At 68.9% G+C, this 24,573-nt stretch carries 22 protein-coding genes; 15 read left to right on the top strand and 7 right to left on the bottom strand.

Translation table 11 applies throughout. From position 1 onward, the window contains the following. The first annotated feature begins 81 nt into the window (after positions 1-81). The 8 genes from oxc to VF522_RS10465 all read left to right on the top strand — a co-directional run bounded on the left by oxc (position 82) and on the right by VF522_RS10465 (position 12,887). Positions 82-1,809, top strand: a complete 1,728-nt coding sequence (gene oxc / locus VF522_RS10500) for an oxalyl-CoA decarboxylase (protein ID WP_330908205.1) — start codon at positions 82-84, stop codon at positions 1,807-1,809. A gap of 105 nt (positions 1,810-1,914) precedes the next feature. Beyond that, a complete protein-coding gene (gene frc, locus VF522_RS10495) occupies positions 1,915-3,162 on the top strand; it encodes a formyl-CoA transferase (RefSeq protein WP_330908204.1) in 1,248 nt (415 codons plus the stop codon). Positions 3,163-3,207: 45 nt separating this feature from the next. Further along, positions 3,208-5,352 (top strand): acetate--CoA ligase family protein, encoded by a 2,145-nt coding sequence (locus VF522_RS10490; protein WP_330908203.1) that lies wholly within the window; start codon positions 3,208-3,210, stop codon positions 5,350-5,352. Positions 5,353-5,362: 10 nt separating this feature from the next. Continuing rightward, positions 5,363-7,066 (top strand): NAD(P)H-dependent oxidoreductase subunit E, encoded by a 1,704-nt coding sequence (locus VF522_RS10485; RefSeq protein WP_330908202.1) that lies wholly within the window; start codon positions 5,363-5,365, stop codon positions 7,064-7,066. Positions 7,067-7,209: 143 nt separating this feature from the next. Next, positions 7,210-10,047, top strand: a complete 2,838-nt coding sequence (fdhF, locus tag VF522_RS10480; RefSeq protein ID WP_330908201.1) for a formate dehydrogenase subunit alpha — start codon at positions 7,210-7,212, stop codon at positions 10,045-10,047. A gap of 102 nt (positions 10,048-10,149) precedes the next feature. Then, entirely contained in the window at positions 10,150-10,749 is a 600-nt protein-coding gene (locus tag VF522_RS10475) for a M15 family metallopeptidase (RefSeq protein WP_330908200.1), read from the top strand. 94 nt (positions 10,750-10,843) lie between these two features. Continuing rightward, complete coding sequence (locus VF522_RS10470) at positions 10,844-11,881, top strand: VWA domain-containing protein (protein ID WP_330908282.1); 1,038 nt, start codon at positions 10,844-10,846, stop codon at positions 11,879-11,881. A gap of 235 nt (positions 11,882-12,116) precedes the next feature. Beyond that, the gene (locus VF522_RS10465; RefSeq protein WP_330908199.1) at positions 12,117-12,887 is read left to right on the top strand and encodes a transglycosylase SLT domain-containing protein; all 771 of its coding nucleotides are present in this window, start codon (positions 12,117-12,119) and stop codon (positions 12,885-12,887) included. An 18-nt stretch (positions 12,888-12,905) separates the two neighbouring features. Here the strand turns inward: VF522_RS10465 and VF522_RS10460 are convergent, their stop codons facing one another. Both VF522_RS10460 and VF522_RS10455 read right to left on the bottom strand, forming a co-directional pair. Beyond that, complete coding sequence (locus tag VF522_RS10460; protein WP_330908198.1) at positions 12,906-13,409, bottom strand: GNAT family N-acetyltransferase; 504 nt, start codon at positions 13,407-13,409, stop codon at positions 12,906-12,908. A 2-nt stretch (positions 13,410-13,411) separates the two neighbouring features. Beyond that, complete coding sequence (locus tag VF522_RS10455; protein ID WP_330908197.1) at positions 13,412-13,723, bottom strand: hypothetical protein; 312 nt, start codon at positions 13,721-13,723, stop codon at positions 13,412-13,414. 118 nt (positions 13,724-13,841) lie between these two features. Between VF522_RS10455 and VF522_RS10450 the strand changes: the two genes are divergently transcribed. Then, entirely contained in the window at positions 13,842-14,765 is a 924-nt protein-coding gene (locus VF522_RS10450; protein ID WP_330908196.1) for a 3-keto-5-aminohexanoate cleavage protein, read from the top strand. Here VF522_RS10450 and VF522_RS10445 read toward each other — a convergent pair. Next, positions 14,762-15,523, bottom strand: a complete 762-nt coding sequence (locus VF522_RS10445) for a GntR family transcriptional regulator (protein ID WP_330908195.1) — start codon at positions 15,521-15,523, stop codon at positions 14,762-14,764. The genes VF522_RS10450 and VF522_RS10445 overlap by 4 nt on opposite strands. A 65-nt stretch (positions 15,524-15,588) precedes the next feature. Between VF522_RS10445 and VF522_RS10440 the strand changes: the two genes are divergently transcribed. Genes VF522_RS10440 through VF522_RS10430 form a run of 3 tightly spaced genes read left to right on the top strand, consistent with a single transcriptional unit; the run spans position 15,589 to position 17,700 of the window. Further along, positions 15,589-16,353 carry an SDR family oxidoreductase gene (locus VF522_RS10440; RefSeq protein WP_330908194.1) on the top strand — a complete coding sequence of 255 codons (765 nt, stop codon included), beginning with the start codon at positions 15,589-15,591 and terminating at the stop codon, positions 16,351-16,353. Positions 16,354-16,397: 44 nt separating this feature from the next. Continuing rightward, positions 16,398-17,378 (top strand): Bug family tripartite tricarboxylate transporter substrate binding protein, encoded by a 981-nt coding sequence (locus tag VF522_RS10435; RefSeq protein ID WP_330908193.1) that lies wholly within the window; start codon positions 16,398-16,400, stop codon positions 17,376-17,378. A 4-nt stretch (positions 17,379-17,382) separates the two neighbouring features. Further along, positions 17,383-17,700 (top strand): NIPSNAP family protein, encoded by a 318-nt coding sequence (locus VF522_RS10430; protein ID WP_330908192.1) that lies wholly within the window; start codon positions 17,383-17,385, stop codon positions 17,698-17,700. Between the two features lie 31 nt (positions 17,701-17,731). On the opposite strand, the gene VF522_RS10425 is transcribed toward VF522_RS10430, so the two are convergent. Beyond that, positions 17,732-19,030 carry a pitrilysin family protein gene (locus VF522_RS10425; protein ID WP_330908191.1) on the bottom strand — a complete coding sequence of 433 codons (1,299 nt, stop codon included), beginning with the start codon at positions 19,028-19,030 and terminating at the stop codon, positions 17,732-17,734. Positions 19,031-19,167: 137 nt separating this feature from the next. Here VF522_RS10425 and VF522_RS10420 point away from each other — a divergent pair, with 137 nt between their 5' ends. Then, complete coding sequence (locus VF522_RS10420) at positions 19,168-19,743, top strand: hypothetical protein (protein ID WP_330908190.1); 576 nt, start codon at positions 19,168-19,170, stop codon at positions 19,741-19,743. Here the strand turns inward: VF522_RS10420 and VF522_RS10415 are convergent. The 3 genes from VF522_RS10415 to VF522_RS10405 form a co-directional block, all read right to left on the bottom strand. Beyond that, on the bottom strand, positions 19,728-20,480 hold the full coding sequence (locus VF522_RS10415; protein ID WP_330908189.1) for a hypothetical protein: 753 nt from the start codon (positions 20,478-20,480) through the stop codon (positions 19,728-19,730). The genes VF522_RS10420 and VF522_RS10415 overlap by 16 nt on opposite strands. Positions 20,481-20,529: 49 nt before the next feature. Then, a complete protein-coding gene (locus VF522_RS10410; protein ID WP_330908188.1) occupies positions 20,530-20,871 on the bottom strand; it encodes a hypothetical protein in 342 nt (113 codons plus the stop codon). 79 nt (positions 20,872-20,950) lie between these two features. Then, complete coding sequence (locus VF522_RS10405; RefSeq protein WP_330908187.1) at positions 20,951-21,796, bottom strand: class I SAM-dependent methyltransferase; 846 nt, start codon at positions 21,794-21,796, stop codon at positions 20,951-20,953. 12 nt (positions 21,797-21,808) lie between these two features. Here VF522_RS10405 and VF522_RS10400 point away from each other — a divergent pair, with 12 nt between their 5' ends. After that, on the top strand, positions 21,809-23,911 hold the full coding sequence (locus VF522_RS10400) for a transcriptional regulator (protein WP_330908186.1): 2,103 nt from the start codon (positions 21,809-21,811) through the stop codon (positions 23,909-23,911). Positions 23,912-24,010: 99 nt separating this feature from the next. Next, positions 24,011-24,562, top strand: a complete 552-nt coding sequence (locus VF522_RS10395; protein WP_330908185.1) for a hypothetical protein — start codon at positions 24,011-24,013, stop codon at positions 24,560-24,562. Positions 24,563-24,573: the final 11 nt, after the last annotated feature.

Below are 24,573 nucleotides of genomic sequence, written 5' to 3'. Positions count from 1 at the left end.
TTCGAAAATTGACCGCAGTCAAGTGGGTTTGGCGAACCCGACTTCTAACATTCTCGCACTCCCAACCAGGACCACTTCACCATGACCACCGAAACGCAAGATCGCGATCAGACCGACGGCTTCCATCTCGTCATCGACGCGCTGAAGCTGAACGACATCGACACGATCTTCGCCCTGCCCGGCATCCCGATCACCGACTTCCTGCGCATCTCGCAGGCCGAAGGCATGAAGGTCATCTCCTTCCGCCACGAGCAGCACGCGGGCAACGCCGCGGCCGCCGCCGGTTTCATCACGGGCAAGCCCGGCATCTGCTTCACGGTGTCCGCTCCCGGCTTCCTGAACGGCCTCACCGCCCTCGCGAACGCCACCACCAACTGCTTCCCGATGATCCTGGTGTCCGGCTCGAGCGAGCGGGAGATCGTCGACCTGCAGCAGGGCGACTACGAGGAGATGGACCAACTGGCGATCGCCAAGCCGCTGTGCAAGGCCGCCTTCCGCGTGCTGCACGCCGAGGACATCGGCGTGGGCATCGCGCGCGCCATCCGTGCCGCCGTGTCCGGCCGTCCCGGCGGCGTGTACCTGGACCTGCCCGCCAAGCTGTTCGCGCAGTCCATCGACAAGGAAGTCGGCAAGCGCTCCCTGATCAAGGTGGTCGATCCCGCGCCGAAGCAGGTTCCCGGCGCCGACGCCGTCAAGCGCGCCGTCGACCTGCTGAAGTCCGCGAAGAAGCCGCTGGTGATCCTGGGCAAGGGCGCCGCCTACGCGCAGGCCGATGCCGAGATCAAGACCTTCGTCGAGAAGAGCGGCATCCCCTACCTGCCGATGTCCATGGCGAAGGGCCTGCTGCCCGACACGCACGCGCAGTCCGCTTCCGCCGCCCGTTCCTACGTGCTGGCCGAAGCCGACGTCGTGATGCTGGTGGGCGCGCGCCTGAACTGGCTGCTGTCGCACGGCAAGGGCAAGACCTGGGGCGCGGCCGACTCCAAGGGCTGGGGCAAGCAGCAGTACATCCAGGTCGACATCTCCCCGACGGAGGCCGACAGCAACGTCGCGATCGCCGCCCCGGTGATCGGCGACATCGGTTCGTGCATCTCCGCGCTGAACCAGGCCATGGGTTCCGGCTGGAGCAAGCCGCCGTCCGACTGGACCGGCGCGATCGCCGAACGCAAGGACAAGAACCTCACCAAGATGGCCGAGACGCTGGCGAAGAACCCGCCGGTGATGAACTTCCACAGCGCGCTGAACGTCATCAGGAACACCGTCAAGGCCAACCCCAAGGCCTACGTGGTGAACGAAGGCGCCAACGCCCTGGACTTCACGCGCTCGATCGTCGACATGTACGAGCCGCGCCGCCGCCTCGACGTCGGCACGTGGGGCATCATGGGCATCGGCATGGGCTTCGCCGTCGCGGCCGCCACCGTCACCGGCGAGCAGGTGATCGCGGTGGAAGGCGACTCCGCCTTCGGCTTCAGCGGCATGGAAGTCGAGACCATCTGCCGCTACGACCTGCCGGTGTGCATCGTCGTGATGAACAACAACGGCATCTACAAGGGCACCGACAAGAACCCGCGCAACACCGAGGTGGCGCCCACGGTGTTCGTCAAGGAAGCACGCTACGACCTGATGATGGAAGCCTTCGGCGGCGTCGGCGTCACCGCCAGGACCCCCGAGGAACTCGATCGCGCGCTGAAGGAGGCGATCTCCTCCCGCAAGCCGACGCTGATCAACGCGATCATCGACGAGACCGCCGGCACCGAGTCTGGCCGCATCACCAGCCTGAACCCCGCCGCGGCGAAGAAGAAGGCGTAACACCGTCATTCCCGCGGAGGCGGGAATCCAGGGCTTCCGGATGCCCTGGGTCCCCGCCTCCGCGGGGACGGCGACATGAATCCAAAACTTCATAGGACGATAGACATGGGCAAAGCACTCGAAGGCGTCAAGATCCTCGACTTCACGCACGTGCAGTCGGGCCCCACCTGCACGCAGCTGCTGGCATGGTTCGGCGCCGACGTGATCAAGGTGGAGCGCGCCGGCGAAGGCGATGCGACGCGCGGCCAGCTGCGCGACATCCCCGACGTGGACAGCCTCTACTTCACGATGCTGAACCACAACAAGCGCTCCATCACCCTGGACACCAAGAATCCCAAGGGCAAGGAAGTGCTGATCGAGCTGATCAAGCAGTGCGACGTGCTGGTGGAGAACTTCGCTCCCGGCGCGCTCGATCGCATGGGCTTCAGCTGGGAACGCATCCAGCAGATCAACCCGCGCATGATCATGGCCTCCGTCAAGGGCTTCGGCCCCGGCCCTTACGAAGACTGCAAGGTGTACGAGAACGTCGCCCAGTGCACCGGCGGCTCGGCCTCCACCACCGGCTTCGACGACGGCCCCCCGCTGGTGACCGGCGCGCAGATCGGCGACTCCGGCACCGGCCTGCACCTGTGCCTGGGCATCGTGACGGCGCTGTTCCAGCGCGAGAAGTCCGGCCGCGGCCAGAAGGTGATGGCCGCCATGCAGGACGCCGTGCTGAACCTGTGCCGCGTCAAGCTGCGCGACCAGCAGCGCCTGGACCGCACCAAGACCCTGCAGGAATATCCGCAGTACCCCGACACCGAGTTCGGCGAAGCCGTGCCGCGCGCCGGCAACGCCTCGGGCGGCGGCCAGCCGGGCTGGATCCTGAAGTGCAAGGGCTGGCAGCACGACCCGAACGCCTACATCTACTTCATCACGCAGGCCCCGGTGTGGGAGTCGATCTGCAAGGTGATCGGCGAGGAAACCTGGATCACCGATCCCAGCTACGCCACGCCCAAGGCGCGCCTGCCGCACCTGAAGACCATCTTCAGCCGCATCGAGGAGTGGACCAAGACCAAGACGAAGTTCGAGGCGATGGAGATCCTCAACAAGTACGACATCCCCTGCGGCCCGATCCTTTCCATGAAGGAGATCGCCGAGGACGAATCGCTGCGCGCCACCGGCACCATCGTCGAAGTGGACCACCCGAAGCGCGGCAAGTACCTGTCGGTCGGCAACCCGATCAAGCTTTCGGACAGCCCCACCGAAGTCACCCGTTCGCCGCTGCTGGGCGAGCACACCGACGAAGTCCTGAAGCAGCTGGGCTACAGCAAGGACCAGATCGCCGAACTGCGCACGGCCAAGGTCGTCTGACGCGACCCGGACCCGAGAGACAAACCAATTTTTAAGGGGCACTACATGGCCAATTTCCAAGCTGACAAGCAGAAGGTCCGCGCGATCCTGGACGCGGTGAAGAAGGACAAGCGCGATTCGCTGACGGCCCCTGAAGGCAAGCAGATCTGCGACGCCTACGGCATCAACGTGCCGAAGGAAGGCGTCGTCGGCAGCAGCAAGGAAGCGATGACGCTCGCCTCCTCCATGGGCTTCCCCGTGGTGATGAAGATCGTCTCGCCGGACATCCTGCACAAGACGGAAGCCGGCGGCGTGGTCGTGGGCGTGAAGAACGCCGATGAAGCAGCGACCGCCTACGAGCAGATCATCGCCAACGCCAGGAAGTACAAGGCGGACGCCAAGATCGTCGGCGTGCAGGTGCAGCAGATGATCAAGGGCGGCCAGGAAACCATCATCGGCGCGATGACCGACGACAGCTTCGGCAAGCTGGTCGCCTTCGGCATGGGCGGCGTGCTGGTGGAAGTGCTCAAGGACGTCACCTTCCGCCTGGCCCCGGCCACCCGCGAAGACGCCGGCTCGATGCTCGACGGCATCCAGGCCGCCGAGATCCTGAAGGGCGTGCGCGGCGCCAAGCCGGTGAACCGCGAAGCGCTGCAGGACACCATCGTGCGCGTCTCGCAGCTGGTCTCGGACTTCCCCGAGATCTCCGAGATGGACCTGAACCCGGTGTTCGCCTCCGACGAAGGCGCGATCGCCGCCGACGTGCGCATCGTGCTGAACTTCGACCAGAAGCCCGCGCGCTACCGCCCGGCCGAGAAGGACGTCGTCACGTCGATGAACCGCATCATGAAGCCGAAGGCGGTGGCGGTGATCGGCGCGTCCGACCAGGCCGGCAAGATCGGCAACTCGGTGATGAAGAACCTGATCAACGGCGGCTACCAGGGCAAGATCTACCCGATCACGCCCAAGGGCGGCGAGATCATGGGCCTGCAGGCCTACAAGAGCGTGAAGGACGTCCCCGGCGAGATCGACACCGCGGTGTTCGCGATCCCCGCGGCCCTCGTGGCCGGCGCGCTGAAGGAATGCGGCGAGAAGAAGATCGCCGGCGCCATCCTGATCCCCTCGGGCTTCGGCGAGACCGGCAACGTCGAAGGCCAGGAAGAACTGCAGAAGATCGGGCGCGAGTACAACATCCGCCTGATGGGGCCGAACATCTACGGCTTCTACTACACGCCTTCCAACCTGTGCGCCACCTTCTGCACGGCCTACGACGTCAAGGGCTCCACCGCCCTGTCCTCGCAGTCCGGCGGCATCGGCATGGCCATCATCGGCTTCTCGCGCTCGGCCAAGATGGGCGTCTCGGCGATCGTCGGCCTGGGCAACAAGTCGGACATCGACGAGGACGACCTGCTCCTCTTCTTCGAGCAGGACGAGAACACCAAGGTGATCGCCCAGCACGCCGAAGACCTGAAGGACGGCCGTGCCTTCGCCGAGGTCGCCAAGCGCGTCTCGAAGAAGAAGCCCGTGATCATGCTCAAGGCCGGCCGCACCGAGATGGGCGCCGCGGCCGCCGCCTCGCACACCGGCGCCGTCGCCGGCACCGACAAGATCTACGAGGACGTGCTCAAGCAGTCCGGCGTGATCCGCGCCCGCAGCCTGCGCCAGATGCTGGAGCTGTCGCGCGGCGTGCCGATCCTGCCGACGCCCAAGGGCGAGAACGTGGTGATCATCACCGGCGCCGGCGGCTCCGGCGTGCTGCTGTCCGACGCCTGCGTCGACAACGGCCTGAAGCTGCTCAAGCCGATGCCCGACGACCTGGACGCCGCCTTCCGCAAGTTCATCCCGCCGTTCGGCGCGGCCGGCAACCCGGTGGACATCACCGGCGGCGAGCCGCCCATCACCTACGTCAACACGGTGAAGCTGGGCCTGGAAGACGACCGTGTCCACGCGCTGATCCTGGGCTACTGGCACACCATCGTCACGCCGCCCATGGTGTTCGCAAAGAACATGGTGCAGGTGGTCAACGAGATGAAGGAAAAGGGCAAGGTCAAGCCGGTGGTGGTGTCCCTCGCCGGCGACGTGGAAGTCGAGGAAGCCGCCCAGTACCTGTACGAGAACGGCATCCCCGCCTATGCCTACTCCACCGAACTCCCGGTGGAAGTGCTGGGCGCCAAGTACCAGTGGGCCCGTGCCGCCGGTCTCCTGAAGTAAGCGAGTCGAGATGGCAGGTCATCGCGTCATTCCCATCGCCGCGGCCGCGCTCCCCTTGCGGGAGCGCAAGCGCCAGGGTCCCAAGGGCCGCAAGCCCGGGGACCAGGCGCTGGCCGAAGTGCGGCAGCTGCTCGGTGACGCATCGCGCCAGCGCGACCTGCTGATCGAGCACTTGCACAAGCTGCAGGACCACTTCGGCCACCTCTCGGCCGCGCATCTCTCCGCGCTCGCGCAGGAGATGCGCCTGGCCCAGAGCGAGGTCTACGAAGTGGCGTCCTTCTACCACCACTTCGACATCGTCAAGGAAGGCGACGAGGCGCCCGAGGCGCTGACCGTGCGCGTCTGCGACGGCCTGTCGTGCGAAATGGCCGGCGCGCAGCAACTGCTTGCCAGGCTGCCGTCCGTGCTCGGACGCGACGTGCGCGTCATCGCTGCTCCCTGCATCGGCCGCTGCGAACAGGCGCCGGCCGCGGTCGTCGGCCAGAAGCCGGTGCCCTGCGCCACGACCCAGAAGGTCGCGGAGTGCGTCAAGGAAAAGGCGACGAAGCACGAGCCCGAGGGCTACACGGGCCTGTCGCAGTACTGTGCCGCCGGCGGCTACAAGACGCTGGAACAGTGCCTCACGGGCGAGCGCGACATCGAGTCCGTGATCAAGGTGATGGAGGCCTCGGGCCTGCGCGGCCTCGGCGGCGCGGGCTTCCCGGCCGGCCGCAAGTGGCGCATCGTGCGCAACGAACCCGGCCCGCGCCTGATGGCCGTGAACATCGACGAGGGCGAGCCCGGCACCTTCAAGGACCGCGTGTACCTCGAGCGCGATCCGCACCGCTTCCTCGAAGGCATGCTGATCGCCGCCTGGGCGGTGGGCATCGACGCCATCTACATCTACCTGCGCGACGAATACCACGGCTGCCGCGCGATGCTCGAACAGGAGATCGCGCGCCTGCAGAAGGATCCGCCGTCGAAGGGCCTGCCGAAGATCGAATTGCGCCGCGGCGCCGGCGCCTACATCTGCGGCGAAGAGTCCGCGATGATCGAATCGATCGAAGGCAAGCGCGGCATGCCGCGCCTGCGTCCGCCCTACGTGGCGCAGGTCGGCCTGTTCGGCCGGCCGACGCTGGAGCACAACTTCGAGACGCTGTTCTGGGTGCGCGACCTGCTGGAGCGCGGCGCCGAATGGTTTGCCTCGCAGGGCGTCAACGGCCGCAAAGGCCTGCGCTCCTACTCCGTGTCGGGCCGCGTGAAGAACCCGGGCGTGAAGCTGGCTCCGGCCGGGGTCACGATCCAGGAACTGATCGACGAGTACTGCGGCGGCATGGCCACCGGCCACAAGTTCTACGGCTACCTGCCGGGCGGCGCCTCGGGCGGCATCCTGCCGGCCTCGATGAACGACATCCCGCTGGACTTCGACACGCTGCAGCCCTACGGCTGCTTCATCGGGTCGGCGGCGGTGGTGGTGCTGTCGGACAAGGACACCGCCACGGCCGCGGCGAGGAACACGCTGAGGTTCTTCCGCGACGAGTCGTGCGGCCAATGCACGCCCTGCCGGTCGGGGACCGCGAAGGCGTACGCGCTGATGCAGGCGCCCAAGTGGGACCTGACGCTGCTCGCGGAGCTGTCGCAGGTGATGCGCGACGCGTCGATCTGCGGTTTGGGCCAGGCCGCGCCGAACCCGTTCGACTGCGTGATCAAGTACTTCCCGCACGAGTTGGCGTAGACATCCGACATCCGGACGCAGAGGACGCAAAGGTTGCGCAGGGAGCGCAGAAGAAGACCAGAAAAGATGATCTCTCTTTTGCGTCCTCTGCGTGACCTCTGCGGCCTCTGCGTCCGGAAGTTGGTTTTTCAGGAACTACAAACATGAACGCCGTCACCCGCGCCGAAATGGCGCAGATCGAGACCCCCGTCGTCAAGTTCACGCTGAACGGCAAGGCGGTCGAGGCCCGCGCCAACGAGACGGTGATCCAGGTCGCCGATCGCGAGGGCGTGGAGATCCCGCGCCTTTGCTACAAGGACGGACTCGATCCCGCCGGCAACTGCCGCGCGTGCATGGTGGAGATCAAGGGCGAGCGCGTGCTCGCCCCGAGCTGCTGCCGCGCGCCCACCGCCGGCATGGAAGTCACCAGCAACAGCGAGCGCGCCGTGAAGGCGCAGAAGATGGTGCTGGAGCTGCTGCAGTCCGACATGCCGGAGACCGAGTACACCCGCCACAACGAGGTGGACGAATGGTCTTCGAAGCTCGGCGTCGGCAAGCCCCGCTTCCCCTCGCGCGGCCAGGTCGCGCCCGACCTCACGCATCCCGCGATCGCCGTGAACCTGGATGCCTGCATCCAGTGCACGCGCTGCCTGCGCGCCTGCCGCGACGAGCAGGTGAACGACGTGATCGGCCTCGCCTTCCGCGGCGAGCACGCCAAGATCGTGTTCGACATGGACGACCCGATGGGCGTGTCCACCTGCGTGGCCTGCGGCGAATGCGTGCAGGCCTGCCCCACCGGCGCGCTGATGCCGGCGCGCGACGCCGCCCTGCCCGTCCCCGACAAGCAGGTGGACTCCGTCTGCCCGTACTGCGGCGTGGGTTGCCAGCTCACGTACAACGTCAAGGACAACAAGATCCTGTTCGTGGAAGGCCGTGACGGCCCCGCGAACCATGGCCGCCTGTGCGTGAAGGGCCGCTACGGCTTCGACTACGCGCACCACCCCCAGCGCCTGACCAAGCCGCTGATCCGCCGCGCCGACGCGCCCAAGGACCCGAAGGCGATCTTCGATCCCGAGCGCGTGCACGAGATCTTCCGCGAAGCGAGCTGGGAGGAGGCGCTGGCCCTGGCGACCGGCAAGCTGAAGGACATCCGCGACACCCAGGGCCCGAAGACCCTCGTCGGCTTCGGCTCCGCCAAGGGCAGCAACGAAGAGGCCTACCTGTTCCAGAAGCTGGTGCGCACCGGCTTTCGCAGCAACAACGTCGACCACTGCACGCGCCTGTGCCATGCGTCCTCCGTCGCCGCGCTGCTGGAAGGGATCGGCTCCGGCGCCGTGTCCAACCCGGTGATGGACGTGACCAAGGCCGAAGTGATCGTGGTCATCGGCGCCAATCCGACCGTCAACCATCCGGTGGCCGCCACCTGGATGAAGAACGCGGCGAAGAACGGCGCCCGCCTGGTCGTGATGGACCCGCGCCAGTCGGACCTCACCCGCCACGCCTGGCGTCACCTGCAGTTCAAGCCCGACACCGACGTCGCCATGCTCAACGCGATGATGCACGTCATCGTGCACGAGGGCCTGGCGGACAAGGCCTTCATCGAATCGCGCACCAGCGGCTTCGAGGAGCTGAAGAAGAACCTGGTGGGCTACAGCCCCGAGGAGATGGAATCCGTCTGCGGCGTTCCCGCCGACGTCCTGAAGGAGACGGCGCGCGCCTTCGCCACCAGCAAGGGCTCGATGATCCTGTGGGGCATGGGCGTGTCGCAGCACGTGCACGGCACCGACAACGCGCGCTGCCTGATCGCGCTGTCGCTGCTCACCGGCCAGATCGGCCGCCCGGGCACCGGCCTGCATCCGCTGCGCGGCCAGAACAACGTGCAGGGCGCGTCCGACGCCGGCCTGATCCCGATGATGCTGCCCGACTACCAGAAGGTCGTGGAGCCCGAGGTGCGCGCCCGCTTCGAGAAGCACTGGAAGCTCGCGCCCGGCACGCTGGACGACAAGCCCGGCCTCACCGTCGTGGAAGTGATGCACGCCATCGGCGACGGCAAGGTCAAGGGCATGTACATCATGGGCGAGAACCCCGCGATGTCCGATCCCGACGCCAACCACGCCCGCGAGATGCTGGCCGCGCTGGACCACCTGGTGGTGCAGGACATCTTCCTCACGGAAACCGCCGCCCTCGCCGACGTCGTGCTGCCCGCCAGCGCCTTCGCCGAGAAGGACGGCACCTTCACCAACACCGACCGCCTGGTGCAGCTGGGCCGGCAGGCCGTGACGCCGCCCGGCGACGCCAAGCAGGACCTCTGGATCATCCAGGAGATCGCGCGCGGCCTCGGCCTGGACTGGAACTACCAGCACGTGTCCGAGGTGTTCGACGAGATGCGGCACAGCATGCCGAGCATCGGCGGCATCACCTGGGACCGCCTGGAGCGCGAGGACGCGGTCACCTATCCCTGCACGCAGGAAGGCGACCCCGGCGAGTCCGTGGTGTTCGTCGAGGACTTCCCGCGCGCCGACGGCAAGGCCCGCTTCGTGCCGGCGGACATCATCCCCGCCGCGGAGCGCCCGGATGCGCAGTACCCGATGGTGCTGATCACCGGCCGCCAGCTGGAACACTGGCACACCGGCAGCATGACGCGCCGCGCCACCGTGCTCGATGCGATCGAGCCGGATCCGGTCGCCCTCGTCCACCCGCTGGACCTGGCCGCGATGGGCGTGAAGCCCGGCGAGCTGCTGACGATCGAGTCGCGCCGGGGCAAGGTGTCGCTGTACGGCCGTGCCGACGAAAGCTCGCCGCGCGGCGCCGTGTTCGTGCCCTTCTGCTACTACGAAGCGGCGGTGAACCGCGTGACGAACGACGCGCTCGACCCGGTGGCCAAGATCCCGGAGCTGAAGTACTGCGCGATCCGCGTCACGGCGGGCGGCACCCCGCCCGAGCAACTGAGTTTCGGTGGCGGCCAGCTGCTGCGAAAAGTTCAGGAAGAACTGGGCGTTTGAATGTCATCCCCGCGCAGGCGGGGACCCAGGGCTTCCCCAAAGCGCCGCGCATGCGGCGCTTTTTCATTGGGCGGCCACTCCGGGCAGGTATCCTTCAGCCCGATGCGCTGCGAAGACGTTGGTTCCCACCCTGATTTCCGGCACCTGTCCACCGTCGCGCCCGTCGCGGTGGACTTGCGCTATGCCACGCCGAACAACTTCGTCGGCCACGACCTCTACGGCACGCTCGACTGCGCCTGGCTGCACCGCCTGGCCGCCGAGGGACTCGAACGCGCGGCGGACCTGCTGGCGCGCGAGGCGCGCGGCCATCGCCTCCTCGTGCTGGACGCACTGCGGCCGCACCGCGTGCAGATCCAGCTCTGGGACTTCCTCGAAGGCACCGACCTGCGCCAGTACGTCGCCGATCCGGCGCGCGGCTCCATCCATTCCTTCGGCATGGCCCTGGACGCGACGATCCTCGACCCGCGGGGCCGCGAGCTCGACATGGGCAGCGGCTTCGACGAGATGACGGAGATGTCGCACCCGGTGCTCGAGGCCAGGAACCTCGCCGAGGGGAAGCTCACGCGGGACCAGGTCGCCAACCGCGAACTCCTGCGGCGCGCCGTCGCCCACGGCGGTTTCGGCGGCATCGACAACGAGTGGTGGCACTTCGAGATGCTGGACCGGCAGCACGTGCGGCGCACGTTCACGCGCGTCGACTGAAGCCCGGGGCCGCGCGGGCCCGGCGATTGCCAAGCCGCCGCGCCGGGAGCACGATGTGCGGACCGCCGAGCCGCCGTGGCCGCGCGGCATCGCGATGCTCTACCTGTGGCCCGAATCCCTCTGGCTGCTGCTGGCACTTCCGCTCCTGCCGGCGGCCTACCTCTGGCTGGTTCGCCGCGGCGGGAAGGTCGCCGTGCGCTACAGCAGCATCGGCACGGTGCGCGCGGCCGGCACGCGCAGCTGGAAGCGGCACGTGCCGCCCGCGCTGCTGTTCCTGGCCTGCTCGCTGTTGCTGTTCGCGGCCGCCCGCCCGGTGGCGCGCGTGCCGCTGCCCTGGGGACGCTCCACGGTCATGCTGGCGATGGACGTGTCCCTCAGCATGCGCGTCAGCGACGTGAAGCCCACGCGCATGGCGGCGGCGCAGGAGGCGGCCAAGCTGTTCCTGCGCGACCTGCCGCGCGACATCGAAGTGGGCCTCGTCACCTTCGCCGGCAGCACGCAGGTGGCGCAGCGCGCCACGCTGGACCGCGCGGCGCTGGTCACCGCGATCGACGGCTTCCAGATGCAGATGCACACGGCGGTGGGCAACGCGATCGTGCTGTGCCTGGCCGAACTATTCCCGGACCACGGCATCGACGTCGGCGAGATGACGTTCGGCAGCGGCAAGTCGCACGGCCGCAGCCTCGACGAGCAGCCCAAGGGGCCGCCGAAGCCGATCGCGCCGGTGGCGCCGGGCTCGTACGCGTCCGCCGCGATCGTCCTGCTGACCGATGGCAGGCGCACCACCGGGATCGACACGCTGGAAGCCGCGAAGATGGCGGCCGACCGCGGGGTGCGCATCTATGTCGTGGGTCTCGGCGCCACCGCGGGCACCGCCCCCACCGGCGAAGGCCTGCCGCTCTACCTGCAGCTGGACGAAGCGACCTTGCGCGAAGTCGCGCGCATGACGGGCGGCCTGTACGAGCATGCGGGCACCGCGGAAAAGCTGCGCACGGTCTACGAGAACCTCGGCTCGCGCCTGGCGGTGCAAACGCGCGAAACCGAATTGACGGGCTTGCTCGCGCTGGCGGCGGGGCTGTTCATGCTCGGCGCGGGGGCGCTGTCGGTGGTGTGGTTCCGGCGGCTGGCGTAGCTCTTCGATTTCGGGGAATGGTGGGCAAGCAGGGCTTGCCCACCCTACGGCTCCCACGCGGCCTCGAAGGCTGGGCAAGCTCTGCTTGCCCACCGTTGGGCCTGCGCCGAGCGACATCGGGGCTCATCGAGCCTCCCAATCCCCAAATACGTCCACGCCGAGCTTAGAACTTTCCGTCCCTCCTACGGGTCTATCAGAAGTCGCCTACACGCTGATCAAGAAGGACCTACACACGATGAAGAGCTTGCGCAAGAACACCACCGCCCGGGTTGCCGTTTCCCTCGCCGCCGTTGGCGTGGCCGCCCTGACGAGCCAGGTTTCGAGCGCCCAGCCGCGTGTGGCCCTGCAGTTCAAGGCCCCTTCCGCGGCCGCCGCCGTGGCCGCCCTCAAGCCCGCCGTGCAGCCCGCGATCCGCTTCGCCGCGCCGGTGGTGGCCAAGGCCGGCACCGAGGCCGCCCTGCGGTCCGCCATCAAGTTCGAGACCGTGCGCTGGGGCGGCAAGCCCGTGCAGACGCTCGACGAAGGCTCGCGCATCCTGCTGGCCAAGGCCGCGGCCGAGAAGGCCGGCCTGGGCGAAGTCGGCCTGGACTACAACGACGTGTACGGCGTGATCGAAGCCGAGACGTCCTGGATCCAGCGCACCGGCTCCAGCAAGAACGGCACGCCCAACCTGGGCCTGGCGCAGTTCGAGCCGCGCACCGCCAAGGCCATGGGCCTGGACGACCCGCAGGACCCCGTGCAGGCCGTGTTCGCCGCCGCCAAGTACATGAAGCTCGGCGCGCAATGGGCGAGCCCCCGCATCGGCCACCTGAAGTCCGACCCTGCGCTGTACGCCGCCAAGCTGCGCGAAGGCGTGTCGGTGCACTACAACCTGTCGATCAAGGGCCGCAACAAGTGGACCGGCCTGAACACCGCCCAGCTGCCGGTCGAGACCCAGCGGCACATCCGCAACGCCGCCCTCGGCGCGAAGGAAGCCGTGGAGCTCGCGCGCCTGATCAAGGTCTGATCAAGGTCTGATCGCGGCTCAGCGGGCGGGCGGTTCGCCCGCCGCGAACGTCGCCAGCGCTTCGCCCGTGAGGCGATAGCGCGTCCATTCGTCCATCGCCACCGCGCCGAGCGAACGGTAGAACCGGATTGCCGGCTCGTTCCAATCGAGCACGCTCCACTCGAAGCGTCCGCAGCCGTTCGCGACCGCGATGCGCGCGAGGTGGCGGAGCAGCGCCTTGCCGCCCCCCGCGCCGCGATACGCCGGCTGCACGTACAGGTCTTCCAGGTAGAGACCCTGCCGGCCCTGCCAGGTGGAGTAGTTGAAGAAGTACAGCGCGAAGCCGCAAGTCGTGCCGTCGACGCTGCACATGATCGCGTGGACGCGGGGCGCCTCGCCGAACAGCGACGCGTAAATCATCGCCTCCGTCGCCACCACTTCGCTTTCGGCCTTCTCGTAGACCGCCAGCTCCCGGATGAACCCCAGGATCGCCGGCACGTCCGCCGCAACCGCGGGACGGACGTCGATCGCGCGCGCCGCCATCTTCAACGCTTCTGCTTGCGCCGCGCGGACTCCGCCAGCGAAGTCACGCCCATGCCCACGAGCACCAGCACCGCGGCGATGCCGAATCCGACGGGCCCTTCGGGCACCAGCCACGTCGGGTATTGCGGCCAGGCCTCGGCCAGCGTGTGCAACGCCGGCTGCCTGGCTTCGGCGCGATCCGTATTGAGCGCCACCAGCGAGGCGCGCGCGAACACCGCGCCGAGGATCAGGATCGCTCCCGCGAGGAACAAGGTCTTGCCGAGCACGAGGGCGCGCCTGGGCGATCGGGCGATGAGGGAACGGAGCCATTGCATGGGCGCGACTCTAGCGCAGTGCGCATCGGGCACCGGGTAAACCTGTAGAGCCGGCCGGACGACGGCCCCTACACTCGCCTTTGATCAAACATCAAGGTCGTCGTCGGGATCCCTCTCCATGCGCAAAGTCATCATCACCTGCGCCGTCACCGGCGCCATCCACACGCCGTCGATGTCGCCCTCCCTGCCGGTGACGCCGGAGGAGATCATCGAGGCGGCGGTGGGTGCGGCGGAGGCCGGCGCGGCCATCATCCACCTGCACGCGCGCGATCCCGTCACCGGCAAGCCGGACCAGAGCCCCGAGGCCTTCGGCCGCTTCCTGCCGCAGATCAAGGCGCGCACGGACGCCGTGCTGAACCTCACCAGCGGCGGCTCGCCCTTCATGACGATCGAGGAGCGCATCCAGCCCTCGATGCGCTTCGCGCCCGAAGTGGCCTCGCTGAACATGGGCTCGATCAACTTCGCCCTGTTCCCGATGCTGGAGCGCTTCAAGGAATTCACGCACGACTGGGAGCGGCAGCACCTGGAAAACAGCCGCGACCTGATCTTCCGCAACACCTTCAAGGACATCGAATTCGCGCTGGCGAAGTGTGCCGCCAACGGCACGCGCTTCGAGCTGGAGTGCTACGACATCGGGCACCTCTACAACCTCGCGCACTTCGCCGACCGCGGCCTGATCAAGCCGCCCTTCTTCGTGCAGTCGGTGTTCGGCATCCTGGGCGGCATCGGCACGCATCCCGAAGACGTCGCGCACATGCGCCGCACGGCCGATCGCCTCTTCGGCAAGGACTACCAGTGGTCCGTGCTCGGCGCGGGCCGCCACCAGATGACGATCGCCACCATCGCCGCCGGCATGGGCGGCAACGTGCGCGTGGGCCTGGAAGATAGCCTGTGGGCCGGCCCCGGCACGCTGGCCGAGAGCAATGCGCAGCAGGTGCGCATGATCCGCAAGATCGTCGAAGGCCTGGGCCTGCAGGTCGCCACGCCCGCCGAGGCGCGCGGGATCCTGCAGCTCAAGGGCGCGGACCAGGTCCGCTTCTAGAGCCAGGCATCCGCTGCGCGATGCGCCCCCTGGCCCGCTCCCACCGCCCTGCGCGCCTCGGCGCGCCCGGCCTGCACCGCGCGGATGGTGTCGGCGGCCATGGCGATGTCGGCCACGATGCCCTTGCGCAATTCGCCGGCCTTGCGCGCGCCCAGCGCCTCGACGATCTGCGCGTGGTGCTTGCTCGAATCGGAGAAGCCGGTCTCGTTGAAGCAGGAGCGCAGCAGCGGGCCGACGCGCACCCACAGCTTTTCGATGATCGACAGCATGAAGGGGCTGGCGCCCAGGCGGTAGATCAGGAAGTGGAACTGGAAGTTGCCGTCGAGATAGGCGTCGGCATTGCCGCTGCGCGCCGACGCGCGCATCGCGCGGTCGATCTCGCGCAGTTGCTGCACGTGCGACGCGTCCGCGTGCGCCACGGCATGCGAGGCGGCCAGGCCCTCGACGTGGCAGCGCAGGTCGGTCAGTTCGTCGAATTCATGCCGCGAGAGCACCGGCACGATCACCGTGCGGTTGGGACGCAGTTCCAGCGCGCCCTCGGCGATCAGCCGGTTCATGGATTCGCGCGCGGGCATCACGCTCGCGCCCAGCAACTCGGTGATCGCCTTGACGGTCACCACCTCGCCGGGCTGGAAGTGCCCGTTCATCAACGCGCTGCGTACCGACTCGGTCACCTGCTCGCGCAGGGTCACGTTCTTCACCTGCTTCAGCGCGGGGCGGGCGGCGACGTGGCGGACGGTCTTGGCAGCGGAAGGCATGGCGCGAAGCACGATAGCACGCTTCACGCGCCCGCCACGTCATCGGATACCAACAGGGGACGCGAATGAGCGACATCGAGAGCAAGGGCCGCGTGGCCATCGTCACCGGCGGCAGCCGAGGCATCGGCCGCGCCATCGTCCTCATGCTGGCGCGCGAAGGCTGGGACGTCTGCTTCAGCTACCTGTCCAACGTCAACGCCGCGAACGAGACCGCGGCGCTGGTGGAGAAGGCCGGCCGCAAGGCACTCGCCGTGCAGGCGGACGTGGCGAAGCAGCAGGACGTGCGCCGCCTCTTCTCCCAATCGCAGAAGATGTTCGGCCGGCTGGACGCCATGGTCAGCAACGCGGGCGTCGTCGGCGGCACGCGCTCGATCTTCGACGCCGATGCGGAGCACCTGCGCGGCGTGTTCGACGCCAACGTGCTCGGAAGCTTCTACTGCGTGTCCGAAGCAGCGAAGCAGATGTCGACGCAAAGGGGCGGCCGCGGCGGCGTGATCGTCAACATGTCCTCCGTCGCGGCGCGCACCGGCGGCATGATGAACGAGGCGCACTACGCCGCCTCCAAGGGCGCCATCGACAGCCTCACGCTGGGCCTGGCGCGCGAGCTCGCGCCGCACGGCATCCGCGTCAACGCGGTGCGGCCCGGCCTCATCGACACCGAGATCCACGAGGCGCACGGCGGCCAGGAAACGCTGGCCAGGCTCGCGCCCACCGTGCCCATGGCCCGCGTCGGCAGCGCCGACGAAGTGGCCCGGGTCGTGAGCTTCCTGTGCGGTTCGCAGGCGAGCTACATCCATGGCGCGCTGCTGGACGTGTCCGGCGGCCGCTGAAGCGCTCCCTTTCCCTGCCAGCGAAGAACCAGGAGACAACACCGATGAAACGCAGAACCCTGCTCACCGGCGCGACCGGTGCCGCCGCCGCGCTCGCCCTGCCCGCATGGAGCCAGTCCGGGTATCCGAACAAGCCGCTCAAGGTGATCGTGCCCTACGCGCCGGGCATCTCGCCGGACGTCGTGGCGCGCGTGATCGCCGACAAGCTGTCGCAGGCGCTCGGCCAGCCGGTGATCGTCGACAACCGCGCCGGCGCCGGCGGCATGATCGGCGCCGAAGCGGCGGCCACCATGCCCGCCGACGGCTACAACCTGTTCTACACGGTCAAGGGCGTGATGGCGATCGCGCCGCACCTGTACACGCAGGCCAAGTACAACCCGCTGAAAGACTTCAAGGCCGTGACCGAAGTGCTGATCGTGCCGCACATCATCACGGCCAAGCCGAACGCGCCCTTCAACACCATGGCCGAAATGGTGGCGTACGCGAAGGCGAATCCCGGCAAGCTCAATTACGCCTCGGCCGGCGTCGGCTCGCAGCCGCACGTGGCGCTCGAGGCCTGGGCGCGCCGCATGGGCATCAAGCTCACGCACGTGCCGTACAAGACCAATCCCTCGCCCGACGTCATGAGCGGCGTGGTCGACATGTACCTCGAGGCGTCGACGACCGCGATCCCCTCGATCCAGGCCAAGCGTATCAAGGCGCTGGCCGTGTCGGGCGCGCAGCGGGTCGCGGCGCTGCCCGACGTTCCCACCATGACCGAGTACAACGCGGAGCTCGATCCAAACGGCGTGATCGGCAACTCGTGGCACACCTTCTTCGTGCCCGCGGGCACGCCCGATGCGATCGTCACGCGCCTGAACACCGAGATCGTCAAGGTCGTGAAGATGCCGGAGATCCAGGCCCGCCTGCATTCGCTGGGACTCACGCCCACCGGCACGCCGGCCGCCGCCGTGAACACCGGCATGGCCGCCGACCACGCCTACTGGGGCAAGCTGATCGCCGAACTCGGCATCAAGGTCGAGTGACGCGATGATCGTCGAACAGCGGACCTACACCCTCAAGCCGCTGCGCACGCGCGACTTCCTCGCGCTGTACGAGCGGGCGGCGCTGCCGCTGCAGAAGAAGCACCTGGGCCACCTGGTGGGCTTCTTCGTCTCGGAGGTGGGGCCGCTGAACCAGGTGGTGCACCTCTGGGCCTTCGACAGCCTGGCCGAGCGCGAGCGCCGGCGCAAGGCGATGGAGGAGGACCCGCTGTGGCCGGACTACGTGAACGCCTTGCGCGAGCTCGACGTGATCCTGGAGCAGGAGACGAAGATGCTGCGGTCGGTGTCGTTCTCGCCGGTTTGACTCCGGCAAGGGCAGGCGCCGTCGAGCACCCTCACCCCGCCCGCAGCTTCCCCGCCAGCTGCTTCGCCGCCTTCGCCGTCGCCCCCTTGCCCGTGATCGCCAGCGCCGGCGGATGCCGCAGCATCCGCTCGAACACCGCCCGCACCTCCTCCAGCGTGATCTCCTCGATCAGGTCGAGCGTGTCGCCCAGCGCGCCGATGGTGCCGCGCAGGAACAGCTCCTCCACCGCGCGCTCCATCGCCGCATAGGTGCGTTCCGAGGAGCGCACGCGCGACACCGTGAGCTGGTTCTTCGCCCGTTCGAGGTGCACGGGGTCGATCTCCTGCGCATGCGCGCGCAGCAGCGTGCCCGCGGCGCCGACCAGTTCGTCCAGCTGCTCCGGCGTGGTGACGGCATGGACGATGAAGCTGAACCAGTCGTCGCCGCTCTCCGACGTGGAGTGCGCCGTGTACGCCAGGCCGAGCCGTTCGCGCACGGTGTCCGTCAGCGGCGCCGACATGCCGCCGCCGAACAGGATGGTGGCGAGCGAGCCGGCGAGGCGCCAGCGCTGGTCGCGCAGGTCCACCGCGGCTTCGGGGAGCACCGGGTACGCGACGTTCATGAACACCTGCGAGACCTGCGTGAAGCGGCGCCCCATGGCGCTGCCCACGTGTCCGGGCACGGCCGGCGCGGGCACCGCCACCGAAGCGCGCGGCATGCCGGCGAACAGCGCCTCGCCCTGCGCGAAGAACGCTTCGACGTCGACCTCGCCCGCCATGGCGACAACGGTCTGCTCCGCCACGTAGTGCGACCGCACGTGCGCCACGAGGTCGTCGCGCGTGAAGCGCTCGATGTTGGCCACGGTGCCGATCACCGGCATGCCCAGCGGATGCGCGCCGAACAGCGCCCGATCCAGCAGCTCGCCGGAGCTTTCCTCCGGGTCTTCGTCGTACTCGATCGCCTCCTGCCGGATCACCTCCAGCTCGCGCTTCAGCTCCGCTTCGGGAAAGGTGCTGTTCAGGACGATGTCGGCGAGCATGCCCAGGAACTCGCCCGCATGCCGGCCGAGGCCCGTCATGAAGTAGCCGGTGGTGTCCTTGCTGGTGAACGCATTGACGTCGGCGCCCAGCCTCTCCGCGTCGAGGTTGATCTCCTGCACGGTGCGGCGGGTCGTGCCCTTGAAGGCCATGTGCTCCAGCACGTGGCTGATGCCGTTGTTGGCCGCCGTCTCGTCGCGCGAGCCGACGTGCAGGAACACGCCCACGCTGGTGCTGCGCACGTGCGGCAGCGGGATGGCGAGGAGGCGCACGCCGTTGGGCAGCGTGCGCAGGGAGGGGGTGGTCAGGATCACGAGGGCGAATCTACTGCAAGTGCGCCCCGACGGTTGAGAAGAGCGGCCGCTTTTACTTCTTGAGCAGGGAGGACGCCGCATTCACCGGCTACGCTGGCGCCCGTGAGAAATCCATGCCTTGCGGCTGCATCCCTTCGATGATGCGCCACCTCGTACGCAGTGCCGCCCTCCTGCTGCTCCTGGCCCTTGCCGGCCTGTCGCTGCTGCAGGAGGAACTCCGTTTCGTCCTCGCCGGTGCGGCGATCAGCTGCCTCGTCGAAATCGGCCTGGCGCTGCGAGCGCGCCGCGGCGGGTCCCGCGCTTCCGGCGATCGCTCCCGGGTGGCCGCCGTCCACATGGCCTGCCAGGAGCAGGACGGCGCCATGAGCGTGGCCCTGGTGGGTGCCCGGGCGCGGGGCGCCGCGCCCTACGTGCTGCTCTCGCGCCAGCTCGCGGGCAGCGTGCCGGGCCTGCCCTACCTCGAACTTTCCGATCGCCAGTGGTCCTTGCACGGCGGCATCCAGGAGGCCGTCCTGTCGCCGGGACTGTTGCGCCTCGAGCTGGATCCGCGCGGCGCGGAAGTCCTCGGCGCCGCCCGGGTATGCGTCACCCTGGAGCCGGACATCGAGCAGCGGCCGCTGGAGCGGTCGCTGCGCAAGATCCTGCGGGGCGTCTCGTTCACCAGCGAACGCTCGATGCCGGAAGACCAGCCTTCGAATCAGCGCTCCGCGTAGGGCAGCAGTGCCTTGGCGGCTTCGATGCGCAGCCGCAGGTCCACCGCCGGGTCGTTCATCACCTCCAGGAGGAAGCGGCGCGGATCCTGCTGCGCCGCGGGCGGCGACGACGGCGTGACGGCCAGGGCGCGTCCCTGCGGCGGGAGGAAGGCCTCTCCCCTGCCTTGCGGAACCAGCGCGTCGCCGGGAAGCAGCCGATCGCAGGCCGCCTTCCACGCGGCGGGCGTGATCGGCTGCAGCCGGGAAAGCAGGTCGGCCTGGGCGTCGTCCGGCGGGCGCAAGTCGACCCAGGGTTCCTCGGCGAAAAGCCCCGCGAGATCCGGAGCGACGAAGGCGGACCAGCGCCCCGGTGCGATCTCCGCGGGCGGCACGCGTGTGGCGCTGTCGCCACCGGCGACCACGACAGACCTGGCGATGCGTTGCGCCGGCACGTTGTCGAGATAGCGCCGGCACAAGGCGGCCAGGAAGGCTTCCGCATCCTGCGCGCCCACCGGCTGGGCCAGGGCGAACCAGAGCTGGTACCCCTCTTCACCGGAGACGGCGATGCCGGGCGCGGGCAGGTCCAGGTCGGCCTGCACGCCCTGCCACATGCGCGAGAGGGCGGGCCACGCGCCGGCGCCCGAAAGTCCCACCTGCATCGCGGCGGCGTGCGGTGTAGTGGAGCCGGTGTCGTCGCGCGGCGCCTCGCCTCCGGCAAAGAGGCGCTGCAGTTCGGACTGGAGCCTGTTGGTCGTCACGACGCCGAATCTACACGCTCGTTGGCGGACGGGCCGGCGCGGGACCTCTTCAGGCCGGCGCGCCGCCCGGCAGGCCCATCGCGCGCACGCAGCGATCGCGCAGCGACTCCACCGCGCGCAGGTGCTCCTGCAGTTCCGACCCGAGCGCCGCGCGGGTGCACAAGGCCTGCAGCAATCTCGCGCGCGAGACCAGCACCGCGACCCAGTTCACCGACAGCTTCGGCAACGAAGCGCCGAGGATGCGCAGCTCGCCGAACTCGTCCTGCAGCCGGCGCCACAGCACCGGATCGGCCCAGGTCTCCGCCAGGGCGCGCAGGTCCATCTCGTATTTCTCCAGTGCGGCCGCCAGCTTGAAGGCGACCACGCGGGTGGAAAATTCCTTGATGTGCATGGGGGGACTGTAGGGCCGCATCGCACGGGCGGCGCGGAGAATACGTGCGGTTACGGCTCAGGTTGTAAGCGCGACCGCCTCAACGGCGCGTGATGACGATCTCGAGATACTCGCTCGGGATCACGAGTCCGCCATCGCGCACGGCGTCGAACTGCTCCATCAGCGCGACGAACTCGCCGGCCAGCGCGTGCTGCTTGTCCTCGTCGAGCGCCGCGAAGGCCTTCAGCACCGGCCCGTAGTAGCCGCGGAAGATCTCCAGCATGTGTCCGGGCGAGCGGTAGCGGAACACGAAGTGGCGCTTCCCGGTCGCGATGCGGGACGAGCCCACCTCGAACAGCTCCGACAGCAGCGCGCGCGTGCCCCACTGCGCCGGCGGCGTGATGCCGGCGGGCGGCGGGACGTACCGGCCGATCAGCTTGAACACCTGGCCGATGAAGCTCTCCGGCGTCCAGTTGGCCATCGCGATGCGGCCGCCGGAGCGGCACACGCGCAGCAGTTCGCCGGCCACGCGCGGCGCGTTCGGCGCGAACATGCAGCCGAAGGTGGACAGCACCACGTCGAAGCTGCCGTCGTCGAAAGGCAGGGCTTCGGCATCGGCCTCGCGGAAGTCGATGCCGTGCAGGCGCTCGGCCGCGGCACGCTCGCGGGCGCGCTCCAGCAGCGCTGGCACGTAGTCGGTGGAAGTGACTTCGCACCAGCGGCGCGCCGCGGCGAGCGTGGCGTTGCCGTTGCCGGCGGCGACGTCGAGCACGCGCTCGCCGGCACGCAGGTCGGCGGCCTCGCACAGCGTCTCGCCGACGATTTGCAAGGTGGTGCCGATCACGGCATAGTCGCCCGAAGCCCAGGCGGCCTTCTGGCGGGTCTTGATCGCGCTGAAGTCGGCGGCGGCTTGCGGCGCAACGGCGGTGGTGGGCAAGGGGGTCATGGTCGTTCCTCGGTGAAGAAGGGGGAGACACGACTCTCCGCCGGGGACGTGGAAGCCGGCGTGGTGGCCGGCGTGGGAATCGGCGTGGAAATTCGCAAGCGGTTGCCTTCGGACGCGCCCGGCGCATCGCGCCTCGCGCTGCGGCTGCTCGGGCCGCTCGCGCTGAGCCGCGACGGCACGCCCCTCGCCCTGCCCCGCTCGCGCAAGGTGCGTGCCCTGCTCGCCTGGCTCGCCCTGCAGGAGCGCCCCACCACGCGCAGCCACTTGTGCGAATTGCTGTGGGACCTCCCCAGCGATCCGCGCGGCGAACTGCGCTGGTGCCTGAGCAAGCTGCGTTCCCTGCTCGACGAACCCGGGCGCACGCGCGTCATCGCCGATGGCGACGGCGTCGCGCTCGACCTCTCGGACGACGACGTCGACACGCAGGCAGTGCTGCAGGCCCTGCACGACGGCGTGCCGGCGCTGCCGGCCGCGCGGCTCGAAGCACTCGCCGCCCGGTTCGCGCAGGGCGATCTCCTCGATGCGCTCGACCTGCCGCACAACCCGGTATTCACCGGCTGGCTGGTGGCCGAGCGCCGGCGCTTTCGCAATGCGCACGCGGCGGTGCTGGAACACTGGGTGCGCGCGCTTCCGACCGGCAGCGACACGGCGATGTCCGCCCTCGCCCGCTGGATCGCCATCGCGCCCTTCGACCGGCAGGCGCACGAACAGCTGCTGGACGCGCTCGCCGCGCGCGGCCGCCTGCGCGAGGGCGACGAGCACCTGGCCGAAACGGCGCGCCGCTACGAAGCCGAGGGGCAGGACTGGACGCCGATCGGGCGCGCCTGGCAGGCCGCCAAGGCCCGCCACGCGAACGACGGCACGGCCATCGCGACGGCCCGCCCCGTCATCGCCTTGCAGGAGACGCTGCCCGAGGTTCCCGCTTCGGCCCGGCGCCGCGCTTCGCTCGCCGTCATGCCCTTCCTCGATCGCACCCGCGGCGTCGCGGTGCGCGGCGGCCCGGGCGACGGCATGGCGCACGACATCATCACGCGCCTGGCCAAGCTGCGCAGCATGTTCGTGATCGCCGAAGGCACGATGTTCGCGCTGTCCGAGCGGCACGTGGATCCGGACGACGCCGGCCGCCGCCTCGACGTGGATTACGTGGCCGGCGGCTGGCTGCGGCGCGACGACGCCCGGCTCGCCGTCACCGTGCAGCTGACGGAAACGCGCAGCGCGCAGGTGGTCTGGGCCGAGGAATTCTCCGGCCGCGTCGACGACGCCTTCGAGGTGCTCGATACGATCGGCAACCGCATCGTCACGGCGATCGCCAACCAGATCGAGGTGGCCGAACGCAACCGCGCGATCCTGCGCAACCCGAACTCGCTGAACGCGTGGGAAGCGCACCACCGCGGCCTGTGGCACATGGTGCGCTTCAACCGCGAGGACAACCAGCAGGCGCGGCACTTCTTCCAGGCCGCGGTGCGCCTCGACCCCACCTTCTCGCGGCCGCACGCGGGCCTGTCGTTCACGCATTTCCAGGACGCGTTCCTCGATTGGGCCGAGCGCGACGCGGCCATCGAGCGGGCCTATGCCGCGGCGGCGGAAGGCCTGATGGCGGACGAACGCGATCCCGCCGCCCACTGGGCGCTCGGACGCGCGCTGTGGCTGAAGCAGCGCGACGACGACGCCTTGCGCGAACTGCGCGACGCGATCGAGCTGAGTCCCAACTTCGCCCTCGGCCACTACACCCTCGGCTTCGTGCATGCGCAGTCGGGCGATCCGCTGGTGGCCATCGCCGAAGCGGACCAGGCGCGCGAACTGAGTCCCATGGACCCCCTGCTGTTCGGGATGCTGGCGTCGCGCGCGCTGGCGCTGATCCGCCTGGGGCGCTGCGAGGAGGCCGCCGACTGGGCGGTGCGGTCGGCGGCGCGGCCCAACGCGCACGTCCACATCCGGGCGATCGCGATGTTCTGCCTGGCCCTGGCCGGGCGCACGCGCGAAGCGGGGGACTACGCGGCGGCGATCCGGCGCTCGCACCCCGACTACGGTGTGCAGGATTTCACGCGCGCGTTCCGGCTCGGGCCGCAGGCCGACGGCCTGGTGCGCCAGGCGGCGGGGATCATCGCGGCCTGACAGCTGTTGCACTCGCGAACAGGTCCCCGGCGCGCCGGTGGCAAAGTGGCTGCATCCGTTGCGGCAGGACCCGACGCCGCGCAAACAGCCTCCAGTTCCATGACAGAGACCACGCTTCCCATCGTTCTCGGCATCATCTGCGGCCTGCTTTCCGCGTTCCTGCTGTTCGCCCTGAGCCGCTTCTGGGGCGACACGGTGTTGCCGCTCGCACGACGCTGGCGGTACCAAGGGGTAACGATTTCCGGCGAATGGAAAGGATTGGGAACCGGCGTCACGGCCTCCAACGGCGAATGGACCGAGATCACCGTGACCCTGGACCAGGACGCCGCGGACCTCGTGGGCCTGATGATCATCCGCTACCGCTCGGAGATCCAGTCCTTCGACCTGACCCTGCGCCTGGCCGGCCGCATCCGCGAAGGCTACGCCACCCTCAACCTCGCGCCGGTGAGCAAGGGCGTCGCTTCGGTGGCCACCGCGCTGCTGAAGATCGACAACGAAGGCATGGCGCTGAATGGGCAACTGCTGTATCGCGACGCGTTCGTCGACAGCGTCGACGTGATCCACCTGTCGGTGCACCGGGCCGACTCGATCGCCGTGCCGCGGCTGGTGCCGGTGGGCACCATCCGCGCGGCGAGCGTGATGGAGGCTTGAGCGCCGGACGG

This window comes from Ramlibacter sp., assembly GCF_036383835.1.
GTDB lineage: Bacteria > Pseudomonadota > Gammaproteobacteria > Burkholderiales > Burkholderiaceae_C > Ramlibacter.
The sequence above is the reverse complement of the archived record's forward strand: the minus strand, read 5'-3'. Positions and strand labels throughout refer to the sequence as shown.

Bases quoted from the DNA above. Each gene is read 5' to 3' on its own strand.
- frc (WP_330908204.1), top strand. From the start codon at position 1,915: ATGGGCAAAGCACTCGAAGGCGTCAAGATCCTCGACTTCACGCACGTG.
- VF522_RS10470 (WP_330908282.1), top strand. From the start codon at position 10,844: ATGCTCTACCTGTGGCCCGAATCCCTCTGGCTGCTGCTGGCACTTCCG.
- fdhF (WP_330908201.1), top strand. From the start codon at position 7,210: ATGAACGCCGTCACCCGCGCCGAAATGGCGCAGATCGAGACCCCCGTC.
- VF522_RS10395 (WP_330908185.1), top strand. From the start codon at position 24,011: ATGACAGAGACCACGCTTCCCATCGTTCTCGGCATCATCTGCGGCCTG.
- VF522_RS10490 (WP_330908203.1), top strand. From the start codon at position 3,208: ATGGCCAATTTCCAAGCTGACAAGCAGAAGGTCCGCGCGATCCTGGAC.
- VF522_RS10435 (WP_330908193.1), top strand. From the start codon at position 16,398: ATGAAACGCAGAACCCTGCTCACCGGCGCGACCGGTGCCGCCGCCGCG.
- oxc (WP_330908205.1), top strand. From the start codon at position 82: ATGACCACCGAAACGCAAGATCGCGATCAGACCGACGGCTTCCATCTC.
- VF522_RS10440 (WP_330908194.1), top strand. From the start codon at position 15,589: ATGAGCGACATCGAGAGCAAGGGCCGCGTGGCCATCGTCACCGGCGGC.
- VF522_RS10420 (WP_330908190.1), top strand. From the start codon at position 19,168: ATGATGCGCCACCTCGTACGCAGTGCCGCCCTCCTGCTGCTCCTGGCC.
- VF522_RS10450 (WP_330908196.1), top strand. From the start codon at position 13,842: ATGCGCAAAGTCATCATCACCTGCGCCGTCACCGGCGCCATCCACACG.
- VF522_RS10430 (WP_330908192.1), top strand. From the start codon at position 17,383: ATGATCGTCGAACAGCGGACCTACACCCTCAAGCCGCTGCGCACGCGC.
- VF522_RS10475 (WP_330908200.1), top strand. From the start codon at position 10,150: ATGCGCTGCGAAGACGTTGGTTCCCACCCTGATTTCCGGCACCTGTCC.
- VF522_RS10445 (WP_330908195.1), bottom strand. From the start codon at position 15,523: ATGCCTTCCGCTGCCAAGACCGTCCGCCACGTCGCCGCCCGCCCCGCG.
- VF522_RS10485 (WP_330908202.1), top strand. From the start codon at position 5,363: ATGGCAGGTCATCGCGTCATTCCCATCGCCGCGGCCGCGCTCCCCTTG.
- VF522_RS10410 (WP_330908188.1), bottom strand. From the start codon at position 20,871: ATGCACATCAAGGAATTTTCCACCCGCGTGGTCGCCTTCAAGCTGGCG.
- VF522_RS10460 (WP_330908198.1), bottom strand. From the start codon at position 13,409: ATGGCGGCGCGCGCGATCGACGTCCGTCCCGCGGTTGCGGCGGACGTG.
- VF522_RS10405 (WP_330908187.1), bottom strand. From the start codon at position 21,796: ATGACCCCCTTGCCCACCACCGCCGTTGCGCCGCAAGCCGCCGCCGAC.
- VF522_RS10455 (WP_330908197.1), bottom strand. From the start codon at position 13,723: ATGCAATGGCTCCGTTCCCTCATCGCCCGATCGCCCAGGCGCGCCCTC.
- VF522_RS10465 (WP_330908199.1), top strand. From the start codon at position 12,117: ATGAAGAGCTTGCGCAAGAACACCACCGCCCGGGTTGCCGTTTCCCTC.